This window comes from Pseudomonas lalucatii, assembly GCF_018398425.1.
In the GTDB taxonomy this organism is placed as follows: Bacteria; Pseudomonadota; Gammaproteobacteria; order Pseudomonadales; family Pseudomonadaceae; genus Aquipseudomonas; species Aquipseudomonas lalucatii.
Map to the genome: position 1 here is coordinate 1069428 of NZ_JADPMV010000002.1, position 24355 is coordinate 1093782.

23 protein-coding genes, 3 tRNA genes and 1 pseudogene are annotated in these 24355 nt (G+C 66.3%); 14 read left to right on the plus strand and 13 right to left on the minus strand.

Annotated elements, in window-relative coordinates:
* Nucleotides 1-6: 6 nt before the first annotated feature.
* On the minus strand, nt 7-2298 hold the full coding sequence (locus I0D00_RS18415) for a DUF1631 domain-containing protein (protein WP_213641262.1): 2292 nt from the start codon (nt 2296-2298) through the stop codon (nt 7-9).
* A 408-nt stretch (nt 2299-2706) separates the two neighbouring features.
* On the opposite strand from I0D00_RS18415, the gene nadC reads away from it, so the two are divergent.
* Nucleotides 2707-3555 carry a carboxylating nicotinate-nucleotide diphosphorylase gene (gene nadC, locus I0D00_RS18420; RefSeq protein WP_213641263.1) on the plus strand — a complete coding sequence of 283 codons (849 nt, stop codon included), beginning with the start codon at nt 2707-2709 and terminating at the stop codon, nt 3553-3555.
* An 88-nt stretch (nt 3556-3643) separates the two neighbouring features.
* On the opposite strand, the gene I0D00_RS18425 is transcribed toward nadC, so the two are convergent.
* From I0D00_RS18425 to I0D00_RS21685, 5 genes are all read right to left on the minus strand, one after another.
* Nucleotides 3644-4597 carry an ABC transporter ATP-binding protein gene (locus I0D00_RS18425; RefSeq protein WP_213641264.1) on the minus strand — a complete coding sequence of 318 codons (954 nt, stop codon included), beginning with the start codon at nt 4595-4597 and terminating at the stop codon, nt 3644-3646.
* Nucleotides 4594-5436: a hypothetical protein gene (locus I0D00_RS18430; protein WP_213641265.1), complete on the minus strand. Its 843-nt coding sequence runs from the start codon at nt 5434-5436 to the stop codon at nt 4594-4596. Before I0D00_RS18430 ends, I0D00_RS18425 begins: the two co-directional genes overlap by 4 nt.
* A gap of 2 nt (nt 5437-5438) precedes the next feature.
* Entirely contained in the window at nt 5439-6248 is an 810-nt protein-coding gene (locus tag I0D00_RS18435) for an ABC transporter permease (RefSeq protein WP_338050437.1), read from the minus strand.
* Nucleotides 6249-6506: 258 nt separating this feature from the next.
* On the minus strand, nt 6507-6953 hold the full coding sequence (locus I0D00_RS18440) for a hypothetical protein (RefSeq protein WP_213641267.1): 447 nt from the start codon (nt 6951-6953) through the stop codon (nt 6507-6509).
* An 18-nt stretch (nt 6954-6971) separates the two neighbouring features.
* Nucleotides 6972-7157: a prepilin-type N-terminal cleavage/methylation domain-containing protein gene (locus I0D00_RS21685; RefSeq protein WP_213641268.1), complete on the minus strand. Its 186-nt coding sequence runs from the start codon at nt 7155-7157 to the stop codon at nt 6972-6974.
* 236 nt (nt 7158-7393) lie between these two features.
* Between I0D00_RS21685 and pilB the strand changes: the two genes are divergently transcribed.
* From pilB to yacG, 5 genes are all read left to right on the plus strand, one after another.
* Entirely contained in the window at nt 7394-9097 is a 1704-nt protein-coding gene (pilB, locus tag I0D00_RS18450) for a type IV-A pilus assembly ATPase PilB (RefSeq protein ID WP_213641269.1), read from the plus strand.
* Nucleotides 9098-9100: 3 nt separating this feature from the next.
* Nucleotides 9101-10321, plus strand: coding sequence for a type II secretion system F family protein (locus I0D00_RS18455; RefSeq protein ID WP_213641270.1), 1221 nt, complete (start codon nt 9101-9103; stop codon nt 10319-10321).
* Nucleotides 10322-10324: 3 nt separating this feature from the next.
* The gene (locus I0D00_RS18460) at nt 10325-11194 is read left to right on the plus strand and encodes a prepilin peptidase (RefSeq protein WP_213641271.1); all 870 of its coding nucleotides are present in this window, start codon (nt 10325-10327) and stop codon (nt 11192-11194) included.
* Nucleotides 11195-11358: 164 nt separating this feature from the next.
* A complete protein-coding gene (coaE, locus tag I0D00_RS18465; protein WP_213641272.1) occupies nt 11359-11967 on the plus strand; it encodes a dephospho-CoA kinase in 609 nt (202 codons plus the stop codon).
* A complete protein-coding gene (yacG, locus tag I0D00_RS18470) occupies nt 11964-12164 on the plus strand; it encodes a DNA gyrase inhibitor YacG (protein WP_213641273.1) in 201 nt (66 codons plus the stop codon). Before coaE ends, yacG begins: the two co-directional genes overlap by 4 nt.
* 68 nt (nt 12165-12232) lie before the next feature.
* Here yacG and I0D00_RS18475 read toward each other — a convergent pair whose 3' ends face one another.
* A complete protein-coding gene (locus I0D00_RS18475) occupies nt 12233-12922 on the minus strand; it encodes an energy-coupling factor ABC transporter permease (RefSeq protein ID WP_213641274.1) in 690 nt (229 codons plus the stop codon).
* Between the two features lie 114 nt (nt 12923-13036).
* Here I0D00_RS18475 and I0D00_RS18480 point away from each other — a divergent pair, with 114 nt between their 5' ends.
* The 5 genes from I0D00_RS18480 to I0D00_RS18500 all read left to right on the plus strand — a co-directional run bounded on the left by I0D00_RS18480 (nt 13037) and on the right by I0D00_RS18500 (nt 16546).
* Nucleotides 13037-13666 (plus strand): DUF1780 domain-containing protein, encoded by a 630-nt coding sequence (locus I0D00_RS18480; RefSeq protein WP_213641275.1) that lies wholly within the window; start codon nt 13037-13039, stop codon nt 13664-13666.
* On the plus strand, nt 13663-14157 hold the full coding sequence (locus I0D00_RS18485; protein WP_213641276.1) for an MOSC domain-containing protein: 495 nt from the start codon (nt 13663-13665) through the stop codon (nt 14155-14157). Before I0D00_RS18480 ends, I0D00_RS18485 begins: the two co-directional genes overlap by 4 nt.
* 78 nt (nt 14158-14235) lie before the next feature.
* Nucleotides 14236-14409 (plus strand): DUF3094 family protein, encoded by a 174-nt coding sequence (locus I0D00_RS18490; protein ID WP_213641277.1) that lies wholly within the window; start codon nt 14236-14238, stop codon nt 14407-14409.
* Between the two features lie 63 nt (nt 14410-14472).
* Nucleotides 14473-15774, plus strand: coding sequence for an NAD(P)/FAD-dependent oxidoreductase (locus tag I0D00_RS18495; RefSeq protein WP_213641278.1), 1302 nt, complete (start codon nt 14473-14475; stop codon nt 15772-15774).
* A 49-nt stretch (nt 15775-15823) separates the two neighbouring features.
* Nucleotides 15824-16546, plus strand: coding sequence for a substrate-binding periplasmic protein (locus tag I0D00_RS18500; RefSeq protein ID WP_213641279.1), 723 nt, complete (start codon nt 15824-15826; stop codon nt 16544-16546).
* 18 nt (nt 16547-16564) lie between these two features.
* Here the strand turns inward: I0D00_RS18500 and I0D00_RS18505 are convergent.
* From I0D00_RS18505 to I0D00_RS18515, 3 genes are all read right to left on the minus strand, one after another.
* A tRNA-Lys gene (locus I0D00_RS18505) sits at nt 16565-16640 on the minus strand.
* Nucleotides 16641-16645: 5 nt separating this feature from the next.
* A tRNA-Pro gene (locus tag I0D00_RS18510) sits at nt 16646-16722 on the minus strand.
* A 9-nt stretch (nt 16723-16731) separates the two neighbouring features.
* Nucleotides 16732-16807, minus strand: a tRNA-Asn gene (locus I0D00_RS18515).
* A 319-nt stretch (nt 16808-17126) separates the two neighbouring features.
* Here I0D00_RS18515 and I0D00_RS21690 point away from each other — a divergent pair.
* The 3 genes and pseudogenes from I0D00_RS21690 to I0D00_RS18525 form a co-directional block, all read left to right on the plus strand.
* Nucleotides 17127-17666: pseudogene (locus tag I0D00_RS21690) on the plus strand (DUF1631 family protein); the annotation flags it as partial.
* On the plus strand, nt 17576-19384 hold the full coding sequence (locus I0D00_RS18520) for a DUF1631 family protein (RefSeq protein WP_274611303.1): 1809 nt from the start codon (nt 17576-17578) through the stop codon (nt 19382-19384). The pseudogene I0D00_RS21690 and the gene I0D00_RS18520, both read left to right, overlap by 91 nt.
* A gap of 10 nt (nt 19385-19394) precedes the next feature.
* Nucleotides 19395-19727, plus strand: a complete 333-nt coding sequence (locus I0D00_RS18525; protein ID WP_213641280.1) for a PilZ domain-containing protein — start codon at nt 19395-19397, stop codon at nt 19725-19727.
* Between the two features lie 102 nt (nt 19728-19829).
* Here I0D00_RS18525 and clpB read toward each other — a convergent pair whose 3' ends face one another.
* The 3 genes from clpB to rluD all read right to left on the minus strand — a co-directional run bounded on the left by clpB (nt 19830) and on the right by rluD (nt 24226).
* Nucleotides 19830-22394 carry an ATP-dependent chaperone ClpB gene (clpB, locus tag I0D00_RS18530; RefSeq protein WP_213641281.1) on the minus strand — a complete coding sequence of 855 codons (2565 nt, stop codon included), beginning with the start codon at nt 22392-22394 and terminating at the stop codon, nt 19830-19832.
* Nucleotides 22395-22517: 123 nt separating this feature from the next.
* Complete coding sequence (pgeF, locus tag I0D00_RS18535; RefSeq protein ID WP_213641282.1) at nt 22518-23255, minus strand: peptidoglycan editing factor PgeF; 738 nt, start codon at nt 23253-23255, stop codon at nt 22518-22520.
* Nucleotides 23252-24226 carry a 23S rRNA pseudouridine(1911/1915/1917) synthase RluD gene (gene rluD / locus I0D00_RS18540; protein ID WP_213641283.1) on the minus strand — a complete coding sequence of 325 codons (975 nt, stop codon included), beginning with the start codon at nt 24224-24226 and terminating at the stop codon, nt 23252-23254. Before rluD ends, pgeF begins: the two co-directional genes overlap by 4 nt.
* Between the last annotated feature and the right edge of the window lie 129 nt (nt 24227-24355).

The window sequence follows — 24355 nt, forward strand, 5'->3', positions numbered from 1 at the left end:
CCGGAATCAGGCGCCCTTGAGCCTGCGCAGATTGCCGATCACCGACTCCAGGGCACGATCGAACAACAGCGCGTCATCCAGCAGGCGGACGGCGCAGCGGCGGAACTCCACGGCCAGGCCCATGCGGCTCTTCTCCAGCACCTTCATGCCGGTGCGGTTGACGAAGATGTACTTGCCGGTCGGCCTGATCACCGCCGCCAGCTTGCAGCGCAGCTTGTGCTCGTCGTCCTCCTGGAACTCGACCCAGCTGCCCACCCGCAGGTTGTCGACCTGCTGCAGCGACTCGTCGTCGTCCGCCAGCACCACCTCGGCCTCCAGCGGCCGCGGCGCGCCCGGCGCCTGCAGGACGATCTCCTCGACCACCGCGACCATCTGCGGCGCAGCGGCGTCCGGCTCGGCCGCCTCGGCCGGCAACTCCAGCAGGGGCAGGTCGATACCGACCTCGGCCAGGGCGGCGCGCTGGGCGTCGTCGACCTCCGCCCCGACCGGCGGCCGCTTGAACCGCTGGAACGCCTGAACATGCAGGGCCTCCAGCTGGCTGAAGAAGTCCCCGGTGGAGAAGGGGTCGAACGCCGCGCTGGCCATGCCCTCGCGCAGGGCCTTGAGCAGCCCGGGCACCAGCTCCAGCAGGCGCAGGCGCGCCTGCTGGTCTTCGTGCGGCGTCACGCTCCACACCAGGTCGTCCATGGTCGCCAGGGCCTCCTGCCACTCGGCCGATTCCACCCCGTGCTTCAGGCAGGCCAGCATCAGCACCTTGCTCCAGGCCTCCCGCAGCAGGCGCACCACCACCTCCGGCAGGGTCTTGCCGAGCAGCCGCTGGTTGAGCGCCTGCTCGACCTGGCGCCGGGCCAGCTCGGCCCTGGCGCTGCCCTCCTCGGCGTCGCGGGTACGCTGCTCGAGCAACTCGCTGCGGCGGCGCTCGTCGCCGGTGAAGGCGAGGAAATCGGCGAGCAACTCGGAAAAGATCGCCGGATCGTCGACGAAGTCGTTGAGCAGGCGCTGCACCACCTGCTCGATCTTCTGGTACAGGCTGTCGCGCTGGGCGTCGCCCTGCTCGCTCCAGCCCAGCGCCGCCGAGGCGATCTCGTTGAGCAGGCGCCGCGCCGGATGACTGCCTCGGCCGAAGAAGGTCTTGTCGAGCACCGCGACCTTGAGCATGGGAATCTGCAAGCGGCCGATCAGCGCCTTCAACGAATCCGGCAGGGTGCGATCGTCGAGGATGAACTCGAACAGCATCGCCACCAGATTGATCACATCCTCGTCGACCTCGCCGACCACCCGGGCCTTGCCGCTCTTGGCGCTGGCGCGGGTCAACAGGCTGCCCAGCTGCTCGCGCAGGTCGAAATCAGCGCCGTCCTGCGTCGGCGCCCGCTGCTGCATGTAGGACAGCAGGCGCATCAGGTCGTGACTGGAAATGGGCAGGGCATCGCCCGGCAACTCGCGCCGCGGCATGGCGCTGCCGCGGGCCTGGGAAAGCAGCTGCTGCAGGGCACCGAACACCTCCTGCACGCTCTGCTCGGCCTGCTCGCCGAGAGCAGCCTGCGCCGCGCCCCCCTCCCCCGGCAGCGGCGCTGCCGCGCGCCCGGGTTGACGGCGCGGCGCGGGCGACTTCAACTCCGGCAGCACGCCCGCGGCGATCAAGGCCTGGTTGGCCTCGGCATAGAGCTGGTCGAGACTCCCCAGCACATACTTCTCGAACAGCTTGAGGATGATCAGCTTGACCTTGATCTCCACGCCCAGGCCGCCGCACGCCTCCAGGAAGGCCTCGCACAGGGCGGTCGGCCCGAGCGGGTTGCTGCGGTCGTCGAGCTTCCTGCTGACCATGGCATTGAGCCGCGTGCTCAGGTGAGTCACCGCCGAGCCGTCTCGGCTCATGACCTTGGCGACCATGGCGTCCAGCGCCACCGTCTCCTCCAGCTCGTCGTTCTGCACCAGGGACAGGTTGTCGAACGACACCGCGTCCAGCGCCGGAGGCGCGGCGGGCTCGTACTGGTTGAGGACGGAAAAGGACTCGAAGACCCGCTGAAAAAAGCCGCGCTCGATATTCTTGCGTTTCAGGCGCAGGTCGCGCATGGCCTCGAAGAAAGCGTTCTGCTCGGCGTTGCTGGTGGCCCGGTCGGCCATCTCGAACAACGTATCGTCGGCATTGTCGAACAGCGCCTGCAGCGCCTGCTTGAGCTGGTGCGCAGCCTGGTCACGCATCTGGATGAGCGCCACGGGCAGTCTTCCTACCGGCGAAGTGGGCGGTTGCTCAGCGGCCACCTTGTTCAGGTGCACCACCTTCGCATCAGTCTTCATTGCAAGCCTCCTGCAGATCGCATCTCGAGGGCATAGCGATCTGCACAGCGATCAACTGGGCGCCGTCCATGGAGTCAATTTACTGGCGCCAACAATCCGAAAAGTAAAGGCATTATAGGGACACCCCGGCGCGCACCGAGCAGCCTTCTACTGCAGATATGACCCAGGTCACAGATGTATCGCGCCAGCCTCCCGACGGCCAGCGGCACTCGACAAGCGCACCCTGCAAAGCCATGCGGCACCCTCGAGCCACCGCACAACGACGCAGGCGCAACCCTTTAACGATAGCAGCAGGCCGCTCGACCCGGCCGAAATACGGACAGCCGCCCACCCATGCAACCGCTCGATCCCGCTGCAAGCCGAGCCGGCTGTCTCTATAATCGCCCCACCCAGACAGCGGAGCCCGTCATGCCCAACCTTACCCTCGCCGACCTGACCGCCGAAATCGAGGCCAACGTGCGCCGCGCCCTGAGCGAGGACATCGGCAGCGGCGACATCACCGCCCAGCTGATCCCGGCCCAGCGCCTGGCCCACGCCACGGTGATCACCCGCGAGACGGCGGTGGTCTGCGGCACTGCCTGGGTCGACGCGGTATTCCGCCAGCTCGACCCGCGGGTCACGGTGCACTGGGAAGTCGCCGACGGCGAGCGGGTCGTCGCCAACCAGGCGCTGTTCCACCTGGAAGGCCCGGCCCGCGCCCTGCTCAGCGGCGAGCGCAGCGCCCTGAACTTCCTGCAGACGCTGTCGGCCGTGGCCAGCCGCTGCCAGCACTACGCCGACCTGGTGCAGGGCACCGCGGTGAAACTACTCGACACCCGCAAGACCCTGCCCGGCCTGCGCCTGGCGCAGAAATACGCGGTCACCTGCGGCGGCTGCCACAACCACCGCATCGGCCTGTACGACGCCTTCCTGATCAAGGAAAACCACATCGCCGCCTGCGGCGGCATCGTCCAGGCGGTACAGGCCGCCCAGCGGATCGCCCCGGGCAAGCCGATCGAGGTGGAAGTGGAAAGCCTGGAAGAACTGCGCGAAGCCCTGGCGGCCGGCGCCGACATCGTCATGCTCGACGAACTGTCGCTGGAGGACATGCGCCAGGCGGTGGCCATCACCCAGGGCCGCGCCAAGCTGGAGGCTTCCGGCGGGGTCAACGAGAGCACCTTGCGCACCATCGCCGAGACCGGGGTGGACTACGTTTCGATCGGCACGCTGACCAAGGATGTGAAGGCGGTGGATCTATCGATGCGCCTGAGCCTGTAGATGGCCTGAACGGCACTTTGAGCGATCTACCGCACCCCGCCCGCCGCTCGAATACCCCGCAGCAAAGCAACGCCGAATACCCGCCGACTCACGCCGGCACGTTGCGCCGCGACGCCGGCGCCGACTCTTTCGGCGCCTGGGCCTGGTGCCCGGCCTCATCCAATATCTTGAAGAATACGGTCTCCAACGATACCGCCGGCTTGGCCGTGAGCAGATGGCCGCCCACCTGGTTCAAGTGCGCGATAAAGGCCGGCAGCGCCTGCTGGGTGATCTCGCACTCGTACTCCCCCTCGCGCAGCTGTCGCGCATCAGGCACGAGTGGCTGCTCGGCAGTGAACCGCACCAGCATATGGTCGGCCCGCTCCGCCGCCAGCTCGCGCGGCGAACGCACGGTCAGCAGCTCGCCCTTGTTGATGAAGCCGAAACGGTCGGCGATGCGCTCGACGTCGTGCAGCACGTGGGAGGTAAAGAAGATCGCGCCGCCCTGCTGCTTGTACTCGGTGAGGATATCCACCACATCCTTGCGCCCGACCGGGTCGAGGCCGGACAGCGGCTCGTCGAGAATCAGCAGCCTCGGCCGCACCACCATGGCATGGGCCAGGGCCACGCGCTGCGCGGTGCCCTTGGACAGCTCGCGAATCCGCCGCCTGGCTGCCGCGCCGATGGAGAAGCGCTCCAGCCAGTGCAGGCACCAGGCATCGGCATCCGGGCGCTTGATGCCGTACATGGACAGGCCCATGCGCAGGATCTCCAGCGGCGTGAACTGCTCGTACAAAGCCGGCGACTCGGGCACATAGGCGATGCCTTCGCGCGCCTTGGGGTTGCGCGACGACATGCCGTACAGGCTCACCTCACCCTGATAGTCGCTGATCAGATCGAGCATGACCTTGATGGTGGTGGACTTGCCGGCACCGTTGGGGCCGACGAAGCCGAACACCTCGCCTTCGGCCAGGTCGAAGCTGACCTCGCGCAGCGCCTGCACCGACTTGCCCTTGACGTGAAAGGTCTGGCTGACGCCGTGAAACTCCAGTGCGGCACTCAAGGCTGTTCCTCCATCCCAGCGACCTTCAGCTTCTTCAAAACAATCCGGCCCTCTGTCAGCTCGTAACCGAGCCGCAGCGGGTCCTCCGGCAAGGCGGACAATAACTCGTACTCGACCAGTTGCTCCAGTGCCTGGAGCGCGCCGTGCTCGCCCTCGAAACGCCGCTGCGCCTCGCGCAACGCCACCAACCCCTGCAGGCGCGCCACGCGCTTGTCGAGCATCGCGTGCAGCTTAGGGTCGTCACGGGCGGCATCGCGCTGCTCGGTCAGATAATCCAGGGCCAGCTTCTCGTCGGCGAAGCGTTCCGCCTGCAACATCACCGCCAGCTTGCGAAAACCGGCTGCGTTGCCGGTCGCACGCTGCGCCGCCAGTTCCAAGGCGCGGCTGGCCTCGGCGATATCCTTGTTGAAGAACGCCTGGTTGAAGCCATAGAAAAACGCCGGCAGCTCGTCCCAGAAACGACACTGCATGGCCCGGCGCAGCACCTCGGTGCCCTCGCGATCCGCCCCGCCCCAGGTGAGCAGGCCGTTGGCCAGGTAGTAGTTGTCTTCATGGCAGGCATTGAGCTTGGCCACCTCCTGCTGGGCACGGACCAGGTAACCGGTATCGGCCCGCCCAAAATCCACGCCGGTGGCGGCCAGGCGCATGGTTTCCAGGTTGGCGGCGAGGAAGCGGTCGCCGCCGAACAGCGCCAGCAACACCGGCGCGGCGATCACCACGCGGCCCTCGATTACCGGCGCCGCCTGCTCCGGCACCTGGGTGCGCCACTGCGAAGCCGCGGAAAACAGCCCAAACCCCAGCAGCGCCAACACCAGGGGTACGCAAGCACGGCTACCCATGATCAGGCGAAACGCTTGCGTTGCAGCGCCCACACCGCCAGCGCCAGCAGGGCGATGGCATAGCCCAGACTGCTCAACAGCAACCAGGGCCAGTCGGTGGGGAGGAAGTCCATCTTGCCGTAGAGGGCGAGCATGCGCATATCCAGGGCGCCGAGGTCCGGCAGCAGATAGCCCAGCACGCCGAGACTGGCGCGATAGCCCTCGGTATTGCTCACCAGTCCTGCTTGACTGCCAAGCAGTTCGATAATGGCGCCATAGGAGCGCGCCACCAGCATAAAGCCGAAGGTGCCGATCAGCACGAAGCTCGGCGTCGAGGCCACCACCGCCAGCAGGGTCGCCAGCGTGGCCAGCACCAGCAGATCCAGCGCCATAAAAGCGCCGACGATCAGGTAGGGCTGCCCCAGCGCCACCGGGGTGGCCTGGGGGTAGATGCCGCCGATAAATTGCACCAGGCCGATCTGCAACAGGCCCAAGGCCAGCAACAGCCCCAGTACCAACGCCAGCACAGCGGCGAAGCGGCCGAGCAACAGGCTGCTGCGTGCCCGCGGGTAGGTCAGCGAGCTGAGGTAGTAGCGCTTGTCGAACTCGCGGGACAGCAGCTCCTGCACCAGCAGCACGATCAGCAGCGGCAACAGCAGGCGGATGGTGGAGATGCCCACATCCAGTGCCACGGCCGCCGACTGGCGACCGCCGAAATAGGCGGACAACAGCGTGGCCAGCGCCACCACCAGCAAGACGCCGGCGGCCATCCAGGCGAACTTCGCCTTAAGCGCCAGGCGCAGAGCAGTCAGGAAATCGCGGAATATAGGCATTTTTACAGAGAGGGATCTGGATTAAATAAAAATCGACGTAGCCGAGGAGGCTATTCGCCGAATGCGTCAAAAGAAAAATAGCCTTATTTTTTCAAGTGAATGACATCGGGACCGGCGACATACTGTCGTCAGACGACGGAAACAACTCTTGCGATCCATCCTACGATCCTTTCTCCACCGCCTCCAGAAGCGGACATGTCATGTATCAAAGTGCAAAAGGGAGACTCGCGCCTCCCTTCTTCGAACAACAGCCCTTGATTAGCTGGCGGCCGGCAGCAGGGTAGCCGCCTCAGTTTCGGCATTAGCAGCAGAACAGGTGGTACCCGGGTACTCAGCACTCACAGTGCCCCTGTTTGTCGAGGCACTGGGCATGGCCGAACCATCAACTTCAGTCGCTACACAGGTGTTATCCGTCGAGGAAATGGTGCAATCGACTTGATGAGCAGGGACGTTCCCGGAAGCGGCAACATCCCGCTTGCCAACGGTACGGTTGACCGACTTCCCCGCGGTGTGGCAGACGGTCAGCGCTATCGCCGCAGTATTGCAGCTAACACCGCCCTCTACGCCGTTGGTAAGGTTGATGGTGACGTCTTCATTCAGGAGTTCGCAATCCGTCATCAATACTTCGTCGCTGCCGACCAACGTAACTGCGGAGGCCGCACCAGAGATCATCAGGCCGGCTGCAATCAAAGCTAATTTTTTCATGAGTCTATTCCCCTTCAATTAGCGCAAGGACGAGATAATGGTGGTGATGCCGTTCTTGGCATCGGCGACAGCGGAGGTATCGTTCGCCTTCTGGCGATACTCGTTGAACTGCGGAATAGCGATGGCGGCGAGGATACCGATAATCGCGATCACGATCATCAGTTCGATCAGGGTAAAACCCTTCTGCTTCTTGAGAGACTTCATGGGCAAGCTCCTATTGTGGTTAAGGTCAGCGACCTGGGTAGAGCCAAGCAGATGCCGTGCCAACTCCGCAAAACCACATAACACTAGGCAAGTTGTTGTCTCACCCCACCTGCACAGCCACGGGCAACGACAATAAGTGACACTTTTCGTCAGCCGCGCGTGCCACGCTTGGGCTTATCGGACTATTAGGCTATAAGTTGCCCATCCCTCTCTATTCATCCGACTAGCGAAGCGCAATGAACGAAACCCCCGCCCTGACGGGCCTGGCCCGCCAACTGGTCACGGCCGAGCTGCTGGACGAGCGCGCGGCCAGCCAGGCCCAGGCCCAGGCCCAGCGCAACAAGATCCCCCTGGTGTCCTACCTGGTGCAGAACAAGCTGGCGAAGAGCCGGGCGATTGCGGAGATCGCCGCGGAGCAGTTCGGCGTGCCCTTCCTGGACCTGGCCGCCATCGACAAGGACAGCCAACCCCGGGACGTGGTCAGCGAGAAGCTCTGCCGCCAGCACCGCGTATTGCCGCTCTACAAGCGCGGCAACAAGCTGTTTATCGCCCTGTCCGACCCCAGCAACCACCAGGCGGTCACCGACATCCAGTTCAGCACCGGCGTCAGCACCGAGGCCCTGCTGGTGGAGGACGACAAGCTGGGCGACGCCCTGGACAGGTTTTTCGATAACGGCAGCACGGGCATGGAGGACCTGGCCGACGTCGACCTGGACGGCCTGGATGTCGAGGCGGTCAACGAGGACAAGGAAGAGGCGGCCGGGGGCAACGAGGCGGACGACGCGCCGGTGGTGCGCTTCATCAACAAGATGCTGCTGGATGCGATCAAGGGCGGTTCGTCGGACCTGCACTTCGAGCCCTACGAGAAGACCTACCGGGTGCGCTTTCGCACCGACGGCATCCTCCAGGAGGTGGCCAAGCCGCCGATCCAGCTTGCCAGCCGCATTTCCGCGCGCCTGAAGGTCATGGCCTCGCTGGACATCTCCGAGCGGCGCAAGCCGCAGGATGGCCGGATCAAGATGAAGATCTCCAAGAACAAGGCCATCGACTTCCGCGTCAACACCCTGCCGACCCTGTGGGGCGAGAAGATCGTGATGCGCATCCTCGATCCTTCCAGCGCGCAGATGGGTATCGATGCCCTGGGCTACGAGGAAGATCAGAAGGAGCTGTATCTCAACGCGCTCAAGCAGCCCCAGGGGATGATCCTGGTGACCGGCCCCACCGGCTCCGGCAAGACCGTCTCCCTCTATACCGGGATCAATATCCTCAACACCGTCGATATCAACATCTCCACCGCCGAAGACCCGGTGGAGATCAACCTGGAAGGCATCAACCAGGTCAACGTCAACCCCAAGCACGGCATGGACTTCGCCCAGGCCCTGCGCGCCTTCCTGCGCCAGGACCCGGACGTGATCATGGTCGGCGAGGTGCGCGACCTGGAAACCGCGGAAATCGCCATCAAGGCCGCGCAGACCGGGCACATGGTGATGTCCACCCTGCACACCAACAGCGCCGCGGAAACCCTGACCCGCCTGCGCAACATGGGCGTGCCGGCCTTCAACATCGCCACCTCGGTCAACCTGATCATCGCCCAGCGCCTGGCGCGCAAGCTGTGCAACAGCTGCAAGAAGGCAGTGGAGATTCCCCGCGAAGCCCTGCTCAAGGAAGGCTTCCCCGAAGACAAGATCGGCAGCTTCAAGCTGTACGCCGCGACGGGCTGCGATAACTGCAACGGCGGCTACAAGGGCAGGGTCGGTATTTATGAAGTGGTTAAAATCACGCCTGCGCTGCAACGGCTTATCATGGAGGAAGGCAACTCCATCGAAATCGCCCAGCAGGCGAAGGCCGATGGCTTCAACGACCTGCGCACCTCCGGGCTATTCAAGGCGATGCAAGGCATCACCAGCCTGGAAGAAGTCAACCGCGTAACCAAGGACTAATCCATGGCGGCCAAAGCTCTAAAGACCAGCGTCTTTGTCTGGGAAGGCACCGACAAGAAAGGCGGCAAGATCAAGGGTGAGCTAACCGGGCAATCGCCCGCCCTGGTCAAGGCCCAGCTGCGCAAACAGGGCATCAACCCGCTCAAGGTGCGCAAGAAGCCCGTCTCGCTGTTCGGCGCCGGGAAGAAGATCAAGCCGGTCGACATCGCGCTGTTTACCCGGCAGATGGCCACCATGATGAAGGCGGGGGTGCCGCTGCTGCAGTCCTTCGACATCATCGGCGAGGGCTTCGACAACCCCAACATGCGCAAGCTGATCGACGAGGTTAAACAGGAGGTCGCCGCCGGCAACAGCTTCGCCGCCTCGCTGCGCAAGAAGCCCCTGCACTTCGATGACCTGTACTGCAACCTGGTCGACTCGGGCGAGCAGTCCGGCGCCCTGGAAACCCTGCTGGACCGCATCGCCACCTTTAAAGAGAAAACCGAAGCGCTCAAGGCCAAGATCAAGAAGGCCATGACCTACCCCATAGCGGTGATCGTGGTAGCGGTGATAGTCACCGCCATCCTGTTGATCAAGGTGGTGCCGCAGTTCGAGAGCGTTTTCGCCGGCTTCGGCGCCGAGCTCCCCGCCTTCACCATGATGGTCGTCAATCTTTCCCGCGGCTTGCAGGAATGGTGGTTCGTGGTCCTGTTCATCGTCTTCGCGGCAGCCTTCGCCTTCAAGGAAAGCCACAAGCGTTCGGAGAAATTCAGAGACTTCCTCGACCGCACCCTGCTCAAGGCGCCAATCGTCGGCGATATCCTGTACAAGGCGGTGGTCGCGCGCTACGCCCGCACCCTGGCGACCACCTTCGCCGCCGGCGTGCCGCTGGTCGAGGCCCTCGAGTCCGTGGCCGGCGCCACCGGCAACGTGGTGTTCCGCAATGCCGTGCTCAAGATTCGCAACGACGTATCGGCCGGCACTCAGCTTAATTTCGCCATGCGCACCACCGGCGTATTCCCCACCATGGCCGTGCAGATGACCGCCATCGGCGAGGAGGCCGGTTCGCTGGACGAGATGCTGGACAAGGTCGCGGGCTTCTATGAGGACGAAGTGGACAACGCCGTGGACAACCTGACCACCCTGATGGAGCCGATGATCATGGCGGTACTCGGGGTACTGGTCGGCGGCCTGATCGTCGCCATGTACCTGCCCATCTTCCAGCTCGGCGCGGTGGTCGGCTAACTTATGCTGCTCGATTTCCTGGCCGGCAACTTGCCGGCCTTCGTTTTCTCCTGCCTGATCTTCGGCCTGTTGATCGGCAGTTTCCTCAACGTCGTCGTCTATCGCCTCCCGCTGATGCTGGAACGCGACTGGAAGGCGCAGGCCCGCGAGATCCTCGAACTGCCCGGCGAGCCGCAACAGACAACCTTCAACCTGATCCTGCCGAACTCCCAATGCCCGCAGTGCGGCCATGAGATCCGCCCCTGGGAGAACATCCCGGTGCTGAGCTACCTGGCGCTGCGTGGCCGATGCTCCAGCTGCAAGACCCCCATCAGCAAGCGCTACCCACTGGTGGAACTGGCCTGCGGGCTGCTGTCGGCCTATGTCGCCTGGCATTTCGGCTTCACCTGGCAGACCGCCGGCATGCTGCTGCTGACCTGGGGCCTGCTGGCGATGAGCCTGATCGACGCCGACCACCAGCTGCTGCCCGACGCCCTGGTATTGCCTCTGCTGTGGCTCGGCCTGATCGCTAACCACTTCGGCCTGTTCACCAGCCTGGGCGACGCCCTGTGGGGCGCGGTCGCCGGCTACCTGAGCCTGTGGTCGGTGTACTGGCTGTTCAAGCTGGTGACCGGCAAGGAAGGCATGGGCTACGGCGACTTCAAGCTGCTGGCCATGCTCGGCGCCTGGGGCGGCTGGCAGGTCTTGCCGCTGACCATCCTGCTGTCCTCGCTGGTCGGCGCGGTGCTCGGGGTGATCATGCTGCGCCTGCGCAACGCCGCGACCAGCACGCCCATCCCGTTCGGCCCCTACCTGGCCATCGCCGGCTGGATCGCCCTGCTCTGGGGCGAGCAGATCACCGGCAGCTACCTGCACTTCGCCGGCTTTCGCTAGTCGCGCAGAGACCGGCAGCGCTCGCGCCGACCCTCAATGCACGCCCCGCCGCCAGAGCCCGGGGCCTGCCCCACCGCCGCCGCACCGCCCTTGCCGTTCGCCAGGCCCTAGCCGCCTCCATTACAATTCCCGCTCCATTGTTGCCCTAGAGGGCCGCCCCACCCATGAAGCCCTGGATTCTCGGCCTGACCGGCGGCATCGGCAGCGGCAAGAGCGCGGTCGCCCAACACTTCATCGAGCATGGCGTGCACCTGGTGGACGCCGACCAGGCCGCCCGCTGGGTCGTCGAGCCCGGTCGGCCGGCGCTGCAGCAGATAGCCGAGCATTTTGGCAGCGAGGTGCTCCTGGCCGATGGCCAGCTGAACCGGCCCGCGCTGCGCGCACGCGTGTTCGCCGATGGCCATGAGCGCCGCTGGCTGGAGGCCCTGCTGCACCCGCTGATCCGCCAGGAAATCACCGCCTACCTGGCCCGGGCCGAGTCGCCCTACGCGATTCTGGTGTCTCCGCTGCTGGTCGAGTCGGGCCAGCATGAACTGACCCAGCGCATACTGGTCGTCGACGCCCCCGAGCGACTGCGCATCGCGCGCACCATGCAGCGCGACCAGACCACGGCCGAGCAGGTCCAGGCCATCCTCCAGGCGCAAGCCAGCCGGGAAGAACGACTGCGCTACGCCGACGACGTCCTGGTCAACGACCGCGACCTGGACTGGTTGCGCGGCGAAGTCGAACGCCTGCACAATTTTTATCTCAGCCTAAGCGGAGGCCAACCATGAGCTCACCCACCACAGTCGCCTGCCCCACCTGCGGCGCCCCCGTCGAATGGGGACCACAGAGCCCGAGCCGGCCGTTCTGCTCCGAGCGTTGCAAGCTGATCGACCTGGGCGCCTGGGCCTCGGAGGAGCACGCGATCCCCGGCAACGAACTGGAGGACGATCTGTTCTCCGGCGACCTGCCGCCCCGTCAGCACTGACGGGGAGACACCCCCTTTCTGCCTTGCCCGACGAGCGGGTCGGTCCAGGCATGCCCCCTGCGGATGCCTTAACGCCACCTGTCGTCGTCTCTCCAGGGCGCCGCGAGATAACGGGTGCGATTGAAGGTTTCCAGCCAGTCCGGATAGAACACCACCAGGGAGGTGACCAACATGCCGTTGACGAACGCCTCGGGGAAGATCACCAGCCAGAGATAGCCGACGAAATCGCCGAGCCGGGGCGGCAACGGATACAGCCCATCCAGCCAGAGCAGCCCGAGCCCGAGCAGGACGCACAGCAAGGCGGTCAGGGCCGCCGGAAAGAAGCCGCAGCAGAAGATATAGACGAACAGGTTGCGTGGCTGCGCGCGCTCCACCCGCAGCGCGCACACTTCGGCGATCAACACCGGCAGCAGCACCAGCAACACGCCGTTCACGCCCAGCGCCGCCAGCTCCTGGCGCCCCAGGGCCAGCAGGCCCAGCTGCGCGGCGAAGCCGGCGAGGATCGCCAGCGGCCAATCGAGCAGCAGGGTGACCACGGTCATGCCGATGAGATGGTAGGACAGCCCCGAATCGAAGTCGCGGCGCACCAGCCACAGCAGAAATAGCGCGAGCACCGCGCCGCACACCAGGTGCTGGCGGCGCAGATCGCTGAACAGCTCCAGCCACGGCGCCCGCCACAGCGCCCACAGCAACACGGGCAGATACAGCAGCCAGCCGCCCCATAGACTGCCGGACGAAAGCAACGCGGCCGCGATCATGACGGAGATCCAACCCTTGGTAGATGAACGCGGCCAGTCTACACCGCCGCCCGCACGATCGAGCGAGGCCCTTGGGGGTACCAAGCGCCACGCCCCGCGGGCTAAGCTGAAGCTATGGACGATTCCGACTATCTACGCCTGCTCACGCACCAGGCCGAGCAGGCCAATGCCTTTCTCTCCAACGCCCGCAAGTGGGAGCGCGAGCGCTGGGTCTGCCAGCGCCTGCTGCAGGCCCTGAACATCGATCATCGCCTCGATGAGTTCAGCGCCGGGGAACAGGAGCCGCCCGACGTGCTGTTTCGCGAGGCCAGCTTCGAGGTGTTCTTCGTGCTGGACGAAGGCCGGCGCCTGAACGACGAATGGCGCGCCGAGCTGGAGCGCCGCCGCAGCGCCTTCTCGCTGAGACAGCTGGTGCGTCGTGAAGCCAAGCCGCGACGCATTCCCGCCGCGGAACTGCAGGCACGCCTGGCACCGACCCTGCGCAAGAAGGCCCACAACTACAGCGAGCGGGACCTCGATCTCGGCGAACTGGACCTGCTCGCCTACGTCAACCTGAAACGCGCCGTGCCGGACTTCAACAGCCACTTCCCCCCGCCCACCGAGTACCTGCGCCAAGGCTGGCGCTCGCTGTCGCTGGTGGGACCGACCTTCGCCCGCGTGCTGTTCGCCCACCCGAACGCCCCCGATTTCCTGCGCGGCAACCTGGGGCGCAGCGTGCTGTTCGACGTCGGGATCAGCCTATGAGCCCGCTGCGGGAACTGCTCGCCAGGGTGCCGCAACGGGGCCGAGTCCGCTGGATCGGCGTGCGCCCCGAGGCACGGGCGCCCATGCTCGAACTGGAGGCCGTGGAGGCACGCCGCGAAGCCGGCCTGAGCGGCGACCACAGCCGCCCCGGACCACGCAATGCGCGCCAGGTGACGCTGATCCAGTGGGAGCACCTGGCGGTGATCGGCGCCCTGCTCGACCGGCCCGCCGGGCAACCGCTGCACGCGGCGGAGCTGCGGCGCAATATCGCCGTCAGCGGCATCAACCTGTTCAGCCTCAAGGGCCGGCGCTTTCGCATCGGCCAGGCGATCCTCGAGACCACCGGCTGGTGCCAGCCCTGTGCACGACTGGAACAGCGCCTGGGCCCCGGCACCTTCCAGGCCGTGCGCGGCCACGGCGGCATCACCGCGCGCGTGGTACAAGGCGGCATTATTAGGCTGAATGACGAGCTGTACGTTGAGCCCTTATAACCGCCAGGGCTAGAATAGCCCCCATCTCCAGAGCCGGCGCTCGCCAACGCGCCGCCCGCCCGATCCATCGAGGTCACCATGTCCAGCCGCCTGAGTCCCGACGACCAGCAACGCGTCGACCAGTACCTGAGCGCACCGCAGCATCGCGTCCCGCGCCAGCCCTTCCGGGTCTGGCGCCTGCTGCTGGTCATCCTCGCCACGGTGATCGGACTGGGCCTGCTGAGCCGCCTACTGAGCGGGCTGGTGCTATGAGCTGCTTCGCGCTCGCCCAGCCGCACGCCCTCCGCTTTTTTCAAAGCCTTGTGAGAGTGTCCCATGTCCCATCGAATAGTGATCGTCGGCGGCGGCGCCGGCGGCCTGGAGCTTGCCACCCGCCTGGGTAGAACCCTGGGCAAGCGCGGCCAAGCGAAAGTCACCCTGGTCGACGCCAACCTGACGCATATCTGGAAACCGCTGCTGCACGAGGTGGCCGCCGGCTCGCTCAATTCATCGGAAGATGAGCTGAACTACGTGGCCCAGGCCAAGTGGAATCATTTCGAATTCCAGCTCGGCCGCATGAGCGGGCTGAACCGCGCCGGACGACGGATTACCCTGACGGCCACCCTCGACGAGCGCGGCCAGGTGCTGATGCCCGAGCGCGAGCTGAGCTATGACAGCCTGGTGATCGCCGTCGGCAGCACCACCAACGACTTCGGCACGCCAGGCGCCGCCGAGCACTGCCTGTTCCTCGACACCCGCGAACAGGCCGAGCGCTTCCATCGCCAACTGCTCAGCCACTACCTGCGCGCCCACGCCAACCAGGACGACACGACCGAGCAGATCAGCGTGGCCATAGTCGGCGCCGGCGCCACCGGCGTGGAGCTGGCCGCCGAACTGCACCACGCCGCCCGCGAGCTGGCCGCCTACGGGCTGGACCGCATCCGCCCGGAGAACATGCGCATCACCCTGATCGAAGCCGGCCCGCGGGTGCTGCCGGCTTTGCCGGAGCGCATCGGCCAGCCGGTGCACCGCACCCTGGAGAAACTCGGGGTGACCGTGCTGACCAACGCCGCGGTCAGCCAGGTAACCGACGAGGCCCTGCACACCGCCCAGGGCGAGACCATCACCGCCAGCTTCAAGGTATGGGCCGCGGGCATCCGCGCCCCGGCTTTTCTCAAGGAGCTGGACGGCCTGGAGAGCAACCGCATCAACCAGCTGCAGGTGCGCCCGACCCTGCAGACCACCCGCGACGACAACATCTTCGCCTTCGGCGATTGTGCCGCCTGCCCGCAACCCGGCAGCGACGGCCGCAATGTCCCGCCGCGCGCCCAGGCCGCCCACCAACAAGCCTCCCTGCTGGCCAAGTCGCTGAAGCTGCGCATCGGCGGCCAGCCCCTGCCGGAATACCGCTACCGCGACTACGGCTCGCTGATCTCCCTGGCGAGCTTCTCCGCGGTCGGCAACCTGATGGGCAACCTGACCGGCAGCGTGATGCTCGAGGGCTGGCTGGCCAGGATGTTCTACGTGTCGCTCTACCGCATGCACCAGATGGCGCTGTACGGCCCGCTACGCACTATGCTGCTGATGCTCAGCGACCGCATCGGCCGCAGCACCGAGCCGCGCCTGAAGCTGCACTGAGTCCCGTCACCTATACTGCGCATGGGACACCCACCCGCGAGGCCCCCCCATGCGCCGCCTCTCCTGGCTCTGGCCGCTGCTGCTACCGGCACTGTCGGCCGCGGCGGAACCCGTCACGGTCTTCTACATCGAGAAACCGCCCTACTATCACAGCGAACAGGGCGAGCCAACCGGCTTCCTGCTGGAACGCACCCGTGCGATCTTCAGCAAAGCCGGCATCGGGGTGCACTTCGAAGCGCGCCCGGCCAAACGCATTCAGATGGAGTTTCAACTGGGACGCGAGCCGGCCTGCTCGGTCGGCTGGTTCAAGACCGCGCAACGCAGCCGTTATGCCTGGTTCTCCCGGGCCATCCATCGCGACGCGCCCATGGTCGTGCTGACGCGAAACACCCTGCGCGAGCAGATCAAGGCCTACGCCAGCCTCACCGCCTTGCTGAGCAGCCCGCTGCGCCTGGGGCTGATCGATGGTTTTTCCTATGGCGAACTGGACGCCCTGCTCGCCCGCACCAGCCGCAGCAACATCACCGCCGCACCCACCCAGAGCGTGCGCATGCTGGCGGCCGAGCGTATCGACTACACCCTGATCGACGAGCGGGAGCTGCCCTATATCCTGGCGGAGGCGGATCTGCGCGACGCGCGACTGGCGCAACTGAACATGCCGGATATTCCTCCGGGACAGTTACGCTATCTGATGTGTAGCAAGGAATTCGATCAAAGGCTGCAGGAGCGCCTGGATCAGGCCATTCTGGCCCTGGGCGTAGAGCCCGAGTAACACGAGGGGGGGGGGAAGTGGTGGGTCGTGTAGGATTCGAACCTACGACCAATTGGTTAAAAGCCAACTGCTCTACCAACTGAGCTAACGACCCAAAAATGGTCGGGGTAGGGGGATTCGAACTCCCGACATCCTGCTCCCAAAGCAGGCGCGCTACCGGACTGCGCTATACCCCGGCTGAAGATTGGCTCCGCGACCTGGACTCGAACCAGGGACCCAATGATTAACAGTCATTTGCTCTACCGACTGAGCTATCGCGGAACTATTACCTTCGGTTCTCTGCAGCGACCGGCGACTTTCATCGTTTCCCGCCTCAGAGGCGCGCCATTTTACGGTTCCAGAACGCCCTGTCAACCCTTTAAATTGCTTTTGTGACAATGCTTTGCAGCTGCGAGACGGGCTGCTATATCTTCTAGCACTCAGTTCGTTGCGGGACGCGCCAGCCGCAAGGCTTCTGCCAGGAAAATGCATGAGTAGCCAGGACACGCCCCCAGACACCCCAACCTCGGCACAGACCCTCGCCAGCCGCGGCATTCAGCCGCGCTTCGGTGAGCTGGGACAGAACTGCCGGAAACTGGTGATGAACCGCCTGGCCGAGCACCTGACCGGTGTCTTCGCCCAGGTCGACGACACCCTGTTCGAGTGCGCAGAACAGGCCGAGAACAATCAGGTACAGACCCTGCTCTTCGACAGCATGCGCGAGATACGCAAACAGCGCCCGCAGATCGAACGCAGCTATCACCAGGGGATCTCGCGAAACTTCTCCGATTTCATCGATGGCAAGCTCAAGCCCACGCCCCGGGCGACCGAAGTCGATGCCGAGCAGTTGACCCTGGTCCAGAACGAGGACTACGAGGAAAGCCTGCAGATCAGCACCATGGTCGGCCAGGTAAAGGCCCGCTGCGCACCGGCACTGTTCGGCCTGGAACAGCGCCTGGCATTGCTCAACAACGGCCGGAAGCTCGGCGCGGACGCCAACCCCTTCGGCCCGCTGATGATCGCCCAGGCCTTTCGCGAAGCCCTGGCCCCCTGCCCCTTCCCGCTGCGCATCAAGGTGATCCTCTACGGCCTGTTCGACCAGCATGTCATGCACAGCCTGGGCCCCCTGTATGCGGCGCTCAACCAGCTGCTGATCGATGCCGGCGTGCTGCCCAACCTCAAGTACAGCGCCCAACGCCGGGACGCGCCCGCGCGCCGGAGCCCGGCCCCGGACGAACCGGACATCGCGGCGCCCACCACCGCGGCGCGGAACAGCCTCGACAGGCCGGCAGCCCAAGGCCCGGAAACGGGAGGAAGCGGCACGCCACACGGCCCGCTCACGCCGCCCCCGCCGGATCTCGCCGGCCCGCCCCCACGGACCCGGCCCAGCTGCTCAGCGGCCTGGGCGCCCTGCTGGGCGAGCGCCGCCAGCGCCATCGCGACGCCGCCCTGCCGGGCGGCACCCGCAGCATCGCCAGCTTCGCGCCCCGCGAGGCGTCACGCACCTACAGCGCCCACGACCTGCTCGACGCGCTCAATCGCCTGCAACGCCAGTCCGCCGCCGACCTGGCGCAGCGCCTGCACCAGCCACTCGCGGTCGAGGGCCTGAAGGGCGACCTGCACCAGCAGCTGGAGGCCCATAGCCCCCAACCCGGGCAGCACAAGCTGGCGGACCAGGAGGCCGACACCGTCGACCTGGTCGGCATGCTGTTCGACTTCATCCTGGATGACGGCAACCTGCCCGACAGCTGCAAGACCATCCTCTCCCACCTGCACACCCCCTACCTGAAGGTCGCCGTGCAAGACCGCGCGCTGTTCACCCAGCACCACCACCCGGCCCGCCGCCTGCTCAACGCCATGGCCCAGGCCGGCGTCCTGTATGGCAGCGAGGGCGACGAACGCGGCCTGCTGGCGAAGATGCAATGGGCCGTGGAGCGAGTCATCCAGGACTTCAACGGCGACCTGCAACTGTTCGAGGGCCTGCTCGAGGAGTTCAATGCCTTCACCGCGACCCTCAAGCACAAGGTCGAGCTGCGCGAGCGACGTGCGGTGGAAGCCGCCAAGGGCCGCGACAAGCTGCTCGGCGCCCGCCAGCAGGCGCTCGAGGTCATCGCCAGCAGCCTGCACGAACGCGAGCCGCCGAGCATCATCCGCAACTTCCTCGAACTGACCTGGACCGACGTCCTGGTGTTCACCCTCCTGCGCCACGGCGAGCAGAGCGGCGAGTGGCTGCGCGCCTGCGAGGTGGCCGAGCAACTGGCCTGGAGCGGCACGGCCCTGGACGCCGCCGGGCAGGAGCGCCTGCAGGCCCTGCGCGTGCCCCTGCTGGGCGACCTGCGCAAGGGCCTGCAGCAGCTGGGCAGCTATCACGAGGACGGCATTCGCCGCCTGCTGCAGGACCTGGTCGCCTGCCAGCACGCCGTGCAGGGCAAGCAGCCGCTGGTCGCCGCCCGGCTCACTCCCGCGCTGCCGGACAGCGCGCTCGGCACCATGCTCGGCGAGGATGCCGAGCTCGCCCGGCCGTCACCGAAGGGAGCCGCACTGTCCCCCCGCGCCCAGGTACTGGCCAATCAGCTGGCGCACATCGAATTCGGTACCTGGTTCGAGTTCACCACCGACGCACGACCGCGCCTATTGAAGCTGTCCTGGTTCAGCCCAACGACCCACAACTACATGTTCGTCGATCAGAGCGGCCAGCGCGCGGCGATCAAGCCACGCCCCCAGCTGGCCCGCGAAATGGAGCAGGGACTGGCCCGGATACTCCCCGACGAGTACGACGCGCCCCTGGTCGATCGCGCCCTCTCCGCCATCTACCGGGTTCTGCAGCGCTTCACCGGGCGCACAACCGAGTCCCCCTAAGGAGCCCCACATGGAAGATCGTCGTCAGCACAGCCGCCACGGCACCGAGCTGCAGCTGGAGGTCTTCGACCTGCACTCCGGCCAACGCCTGGGCCGCGTGGTCGACCTCTCGGCCGAAGGCTTCATGCTGTTCAGCGACACACCGCAGACCGCCGATGTGCTGGTGGAGTGCCGCCTGGTCAGCGAACAGGAGATCGAAGGGGTGGGCGAGATCAGCCTGGGCGCTGACTGCCTGTGGAGCCGCCCCGGGGCGGACGGCCAGCACTGCTGGGCCGGGTTTCATATCATCGACCTGGCCGACGACCAGGCCAAGGCGTTGGCGCTGCTGCTGCAGCACCTCTGAGGAACCGCTCAGCGTCCGCCACCCGCGCGCCAGACCTCAAGCCCAGGACCTGGCCACCCCGGCGCCGCGGGTGGCCGGTGCACAGCGGGCGCCGGCCCCTCCTCAGGCGAAGACGATCTGCTCGCCCTCCACCTTCGCACTCACACTGCCGCCGGACGCGAAGCGGCCGGAGAGGATCAACTGCGCCAGCGGGTTTTCGATCCAGCGCTGGATCGCCCGCTTCAACGGGCGGGCGCCGTATACCGGGTCGTAGCCCACGGCGATCAGCTTGTCCAGGGCCTCCTCGCTCAGCTCCAGGCTCAGCTCGCGCTCGGCCAGGCGCTGACGCAGGCGGCCCAGCTGGATCTGCGCGATACCGGCGATCTGCTCGCGGGCCAGGGGCTCGAACACCACCACCTCGTCGATGCGGTTGACGAACTCCGGACGGAAATGGCTGCCCACCGCATCCATCACCGCCGCCCGCTGGGCGTCGCGGTCGCCGACCAGCTCCTGGATCTGCGTCGAGCCGAGGTTGGAAGTCATCACCAGCACGCAGTTCTTGAAGTCGACGGTGCGCCCGTGGCTGTCGGTCAGGCGGCCGTCCTCCAACACCTGCAGGAGCACGTTGAACACATCCGGGTGAGCCTTCTCCACCTCGTCCAGCAGCACCACCGAATAGGGCTTGCGGCGCACCGCCTCGGTCAGGTAACCGCCCTCCTCGTAGCCCACATAGCCGGGCGGCGCGCCGATCAAACGGGCCACCGAGTGCTTCTCCATGAATTCGGACATGTCGATGCGCACCAGCGCCTCCTCGGTATCGAAGAGGAACTCGGCCAGCGCCTTGCACAGCTCGGTCTTGCCCACCCCGGTCGGGCCGAGGAACAGGAAGGAGCCGCTGGGCCGGTTCGGGTCCGACAGCCCGGCACGGGAGCGACGCACCGCGTTGGCCACCGCGACCACCGCCTCGTCCTGGCCGATCACCCGCTGGTGCAGCAGGCCCTCCATCTTCAGCAGCTTGTCGCGCTCGCCCTCGAGCATCTTGGCCACCGGGATGCCGGTCCACTTGGACACCACCTCGGCGATCTCCTCCTCGGTGACCTTGCTGCGCAGGAGCTGGTTCTCCGTCTTGCCGTGCTGATCGACCATCTGCAGGCTGCGTTCAAGGTCCGGAATGACGCCGTACTGCAACTCGGCCATACGGTTCAGGTCACCCTTGCGGCGCGCCGCCTCGAGCTCCTGGCGGGCCTGCTCGATCTTCTCCTGGATCTGCGCCGAGCCCTGCACCTCGGCCTTCTCCGACTTCCAGATATCCTCCAGGTCGGCATACTCGCGCTCCAGGCGGGCGATGTCCTCGTTGAGCTTGGCCAGGCGCTTGATCGCCGCCTCGTCGTCCTCCTTCTTCAGCGCCTGGGCCTCGACCTTGAGCTGGATCATCCTGCGCTCCAGGCGGTCGAGCACCTCGGGCTTGGAGTCGATCTCCATGCGGATGCGACTGGCGGCCTCGTCGACCAGGTCGATGGCCTTGTCCGGCAGCTGGCGGTCGGCGATGTAGCGGTGGCTGAGCTTGGCCGCGGCGATGATGGCGCCGTCGGTGATGGCCACCTTGTGGTGCACCTCGTAGCGCTCCTTGAGACCACGGAGGATGGCGATGGTGTCCTCTTCGCTCGGCTCGTCGACCAGCACCTTCTGGAAGCGCCGCTCCAGGGCGGCATCCTTCTCGATGTACTGGCGGTACTCGTCCAGGGTGGTGGCGCCGACGCAGTGCAGCTCGCCGCGGGCCAGGGACGGCTTGAGCATGTTGCCGGCATCCATGGCGCCCTCGGCCTTGCCCGCGCCGACCATGGTGTGCAGCTCGTCGATGAACAGGATGATCCGCCCTTCCTGCTTGGCCAGTTCGTTGAGCACCGCCTTGAGGCGCTCCTCGAACTCGCCGCGGAACTTCGCCCCGGCGATCAGCGCGCCCATGTCCAGGGCCAGCAGGCGCTTGTCCTTCAGCCCATCCGGCACCTCGCCGTTGACGATGCGCTGGGCCAGGCCCTCGGCGATGGCGGTCTTGCCCACCCCCGGCTCGCCGATCAGCACCGGGTTGTTCTTGGTGCGCCGCTGCAGCACCTGGATGGTGCGGCGGATCTCGTCGTCGCGGCCGATCACCGGATCGAGCTTGCCCTCCTCGGCGCGCCTGGTCAGGTCGATGCAGTACTTGTCCAGGGCCTGGCGGGCTTCCTCGGCGTTCGGATCGTTCACCGCCTCGCCGCCGCGCAGGTTGGCGACGGCGTTCTCCAGGGCCTTCTTGCTCACCCCCTGAGCGAGCAGCAGCTTGCCGAGCCTGGTGTTCTCGTCCATGGCCGCGAGCAGCACCAGTTCGCTGGAGATGAACTGATCGCCCTTCTGCTGGGACAGGCGGTCGGCCTGGTTGAGCAGGCGCGCCAGGTCCTGGGACAGGTTCACATCGCCGGTCGGGTTCTGGATCTTGGCCAGCTGGTCGAGTTCCTTGGTCAGGGCCTTGCGCAGGCTGGCCACGTCGAAGCCCACCTGCATCAGCAGCGGCCTGATCGAGCCGCCCTGCTGGTCGAGCAGGGCCTGCATCAGGTGCAGCGGCTCGATCGCCGCATGGTCGAGGCCGACGGCCAGGGACTGGGCATCGGACAGCGCGAGCTGCAGCTTGCTGGTCAAACGTTCGATTCGCATGGCGTCATCCTTTCTTTAAATGGGCAGGCCGGCACGCCGAATAGGCCGGAGAAAATACCTGCCGAGATGAGGACTAGATAAGGACGATTGTGCGGGTTTCAAGCCGCACGGCCTTGATCCCGGTCAGTCGGCCAGCCAGATCAGCGAGGCGAAACGGCCGGTGCGCGGGTTGCGGCGGTAGGAGAAGAAGCGCGGATCATGGTAGGTGTCGAGGCCACCGCCCGACACCGCGGTCACCCCGCGGGCCGCCAGGCGGATGCGCGCCAGCCGATAGATGTCGGCGAGGAAGCGCCCGGCGTTGGCGCTGGGCACGAAGGCGTCGGCGGCCTGGGCCTGCGCCGCGACGAACACCTCGCGCACCTCGGCGCCGACCTCGAAGCTCTGCGGGCCTATGGCCGGACCGAGCCACACCAGCACGTCCTCCGGCGCGCAGCCGAGGCCGTCCAGGGTCGCCTCCAGCACCCCGGCCACCAACCCGCGCCAACCGGCATGGGCCGCCGCCACCCGACTGCCGGCGCGATCGCAGAACAGCGCCGGCAGGCAGTCGGCGGTCATCACGTCGCAGGCGACGCCGGGGCTCGCGCTCCAGCTGGCGTCGGCCTCGGCCACGCCCCCGGGATCGGCCTGGGCCACGGCGAGCCCATGCACCTGGCGCAGCCAGGCCGGCCGGCAGCCCAGCCGGGCGACCAGGCGCCTACGGTTCTCCGCGACGGCGACGGGGTCGTCGTCGACGTGCTCGCCGAGATTGAGGCTGTCGAAGGGGGGCAGACTGACGCCACCGCTGCGGGTGCTGACGCAGGCCCTGACCCGCGCCGGCGCGGGCCAGTCCGGGATCAGCCAGTCATGGCCCCAGGCGCTCACCCGATGAAGGCCTCGCGGTCCTGGCGCAGCAGGCTCAGCAGCCAGACCAGGTCGTCCGGCAGCGGCGACTCCCACTTCATGCGCTTGCCGGTCACCGGGTGGTCCAGCTCGAGGAAGCGCGCATGCAGGGCCTGGCGCGGAAACTCCTTGAGGCTCTGCACCAGGGTCGGGCTGGCCGCCGGCGGAATGCGGAAGCGCCCGGCGTAGACCGGATCGCCCACCAGCGGGTAGCCGATATGGCTCATGTGCACGCGGATCTGGTGGGTGCGGCCGGTTTCCAGCTTGACCCGCGTATGGGTGTGCGAACGGAAGCGCTCCAGCACCCGGTAGTGGCTGACCGCCGGCTTGCCGCCGTCGGTCACCGCCATGCGCTGGCGCTGCGCCGAGCTGCGGCCGATCGGCGCCTCGATCTTGCCACCGGCGGTGATCACGCCGATGACGATGCACTCGTAGATGCGGCTGACCGTGCGCTTCTGCAACTGGTCGACCAGCTGGGTCTGCGCCTGGATGGTCTTGGCCACCACCATCAGGCCGGTGGTGTCCTTGTCCAGGCGATGGACGATGCCGGCGCGCGGCACGTTGACGATATCCGGCACGTGGTGCAGCAAGGCGTTGAGCAGGGTGCCGTCGGCGTGCCCGGCGGCCGGATGCACCACCAGCCCGGCGGGCTTGTTGATCACCAGCAGCTGGTCGTCCTCGTAGACGATGTCCAGCTCGATGTCCTGGGCGATCCACTCGCCCTGGGCCTCCTGCTCGGCGGAGAGTTCCAGCTGCGCACCGCCGTGGACGATGTCGCGCGGGCGCAGCACCTCGCCATCGACGGTCAGCAGCCCCTCCTTGATCCAGGCGGACAGGCGCGAGCGCGAGTGCTCGGCGAACAGTTGGGCGGCGACCTGATCGAGGCGTTGCCCGCCCAGATCGGACGGCACCTCGGCGGTCAAATGAATGGCCTGCTTATTGATAGAAGACATGCTCGGCAACGGCGGGGGCCTACGGGTCGGTTGATGTTTCATTGTGCGCCGCGTTGCAGCGACAAATTAAGCCAGGCAAGGCGCGGAACGCCGCCAATGGTCGCGCCCTTGGCAAGTTCCGCAACACAG

Excerpts from the sequence above, each read along its gene's own strand:
- I0D00_RS18415 (WP_213641262.1), bottom strand. The coding sequence starts at position 2,298 with ATGAAGACTGATGCGAAGGTGGTGCACCTGAACAAGGTGGCCGCTGAG.
- nadC (WP_213641263.1), top strand. The coding sequence starts at position 2,707 with ATGCCCAACCTTACCCTCGCCGACCTGACCGCCGAAATCGAGGCCAAC.
- I0D00_RS18430 (WP_213641265.1), bottom strand. The coding sequence starts at position 5,436 with ATGGGTAGCCGTGCTTGCGTACCCCTGGTGTTGGCGCTGCTGGGGTTT.
- I0D00_RS18435 (WP_338050437.1), bottom strand. The coding sequence starts at position 6,248 with ATGCCTATATTCCGCGATTTCCTGACTGCTCTGCGCCTGGCGCTTAAG.
- I0D00_RS18440 (WP_213641267.1), bottom strand. The coding sequence starts at position 6,953 with ATGAAAAAATTAGCTTTGATTGCAGCCGGCCTGATGATCTCTGGTGCG.
- I0D00_RS21685 (WP_213641268.1), bottom strand. The coding sequence starts at position 7,157 with ATGAAGTCTCTCAAGAAGCAGAAGGGTTTTACCCTGATCGAACTGATG.
- pilB (WP_213641269.1), top strand. The coding sequence starts at position 7,394 with ATGAACGAAACCCCCGCCCTGACGGGCCTGGCCCGCCAACTGGTCACG.
- I0D00_RS18455 (WP_213641270.1), top strand. The coding sequence starts at position 9,101 with ATGGCGGCCAAAGCTCTAAAGACCAGCGTCTTTGTCTGGGAAGGCACC.
- I0D00_RS18460 (WP_213641271.1), top strand. The coding sequence starts at position 10,325 with ATGCTGCTCGATTTCCTGGCCGGCAACTTGCCGGCCTTCGTTTTCTCC.
- coaE (WP_213641272.1), top strand. The coding sequence starts at position 11,359 with ATGAAGCCCTGGATTCTCGGCCTGACCGGCGGCATCGGCAGCGGCAAG.
- yacG (WP_213641273.1), top strand. The coding sequence starts at position 11,964 with ATGAGCTCACCCACCACAGTCGCCTGCCCCACCTGCGGCGCCCCCGTC.
- I0D00_RS18475 (WP_213641274.1), bottom strand. The coding sequence starts at position 12,922 with ATGATCGCGGCCGCGTTGCTTTCGTCCGGCAGTCTATGGGGCGGCTGG.
- I0D00_RS18480 (WP_213641275.1), top strand. The coding sequence starts at position 13,037 with ATGGACGATTCCGACTATCTACGCCTGCTCACGCACCAGGCCGAGCAG.
- I0D00_RS18485 (WP_213641276.1), top strand. The coding sequence starts at position 13,663 with ATGAGCCCGCTGCGGGAACTGCTCGCCAGGGTGCCGCAACGGGGCCGA.
- I0D00_RS18490 (WP_213641277.1), top strand. The coding sequence starts at position 14,236 with ATGTCCAGCCGCCTGAGTCCCGACGACCAGCAACGCGTCGACCAGTAC.
- I0D00_RS18495 (WP_213641278.1), top strand. The coding sequence starts at position 14,473 with ATGTCCCATCGAATAGTGATCGTCGGCGGCGGCGCCGGCGGCCTGGAG.
- I0D00_RS18500 (WP_213641279.1), top strand. The coding sequence starts at position 15,824 with ATGCGCCGCCTCTCCTGGCTCTGGCCGCTGCTGCTACCGGCACTGTCG.
- I0D00_RS18525 (WP_213641280.1), top strand. The coding sequence starts at position 19,395 with ATGGAAGATCGTCGTCAGCACAGCCGCCACGGCACCGAGCTGCAGCTG.
- clpB (WP_213641281.1), bottom strand. The coding sequence starts at position 22,394 with ATGCGAATCGAACGTTTGACCAGCAAGCTGCAGCTCGCGCTGTCCGAT.
- rluD (WP_213641283.1), bottom strand. The coding sequence starts at position 24,226 with ATGTCTTCTATCAATAAGCAGGCCATTCATTTGACCGCCGAGGTGCCG.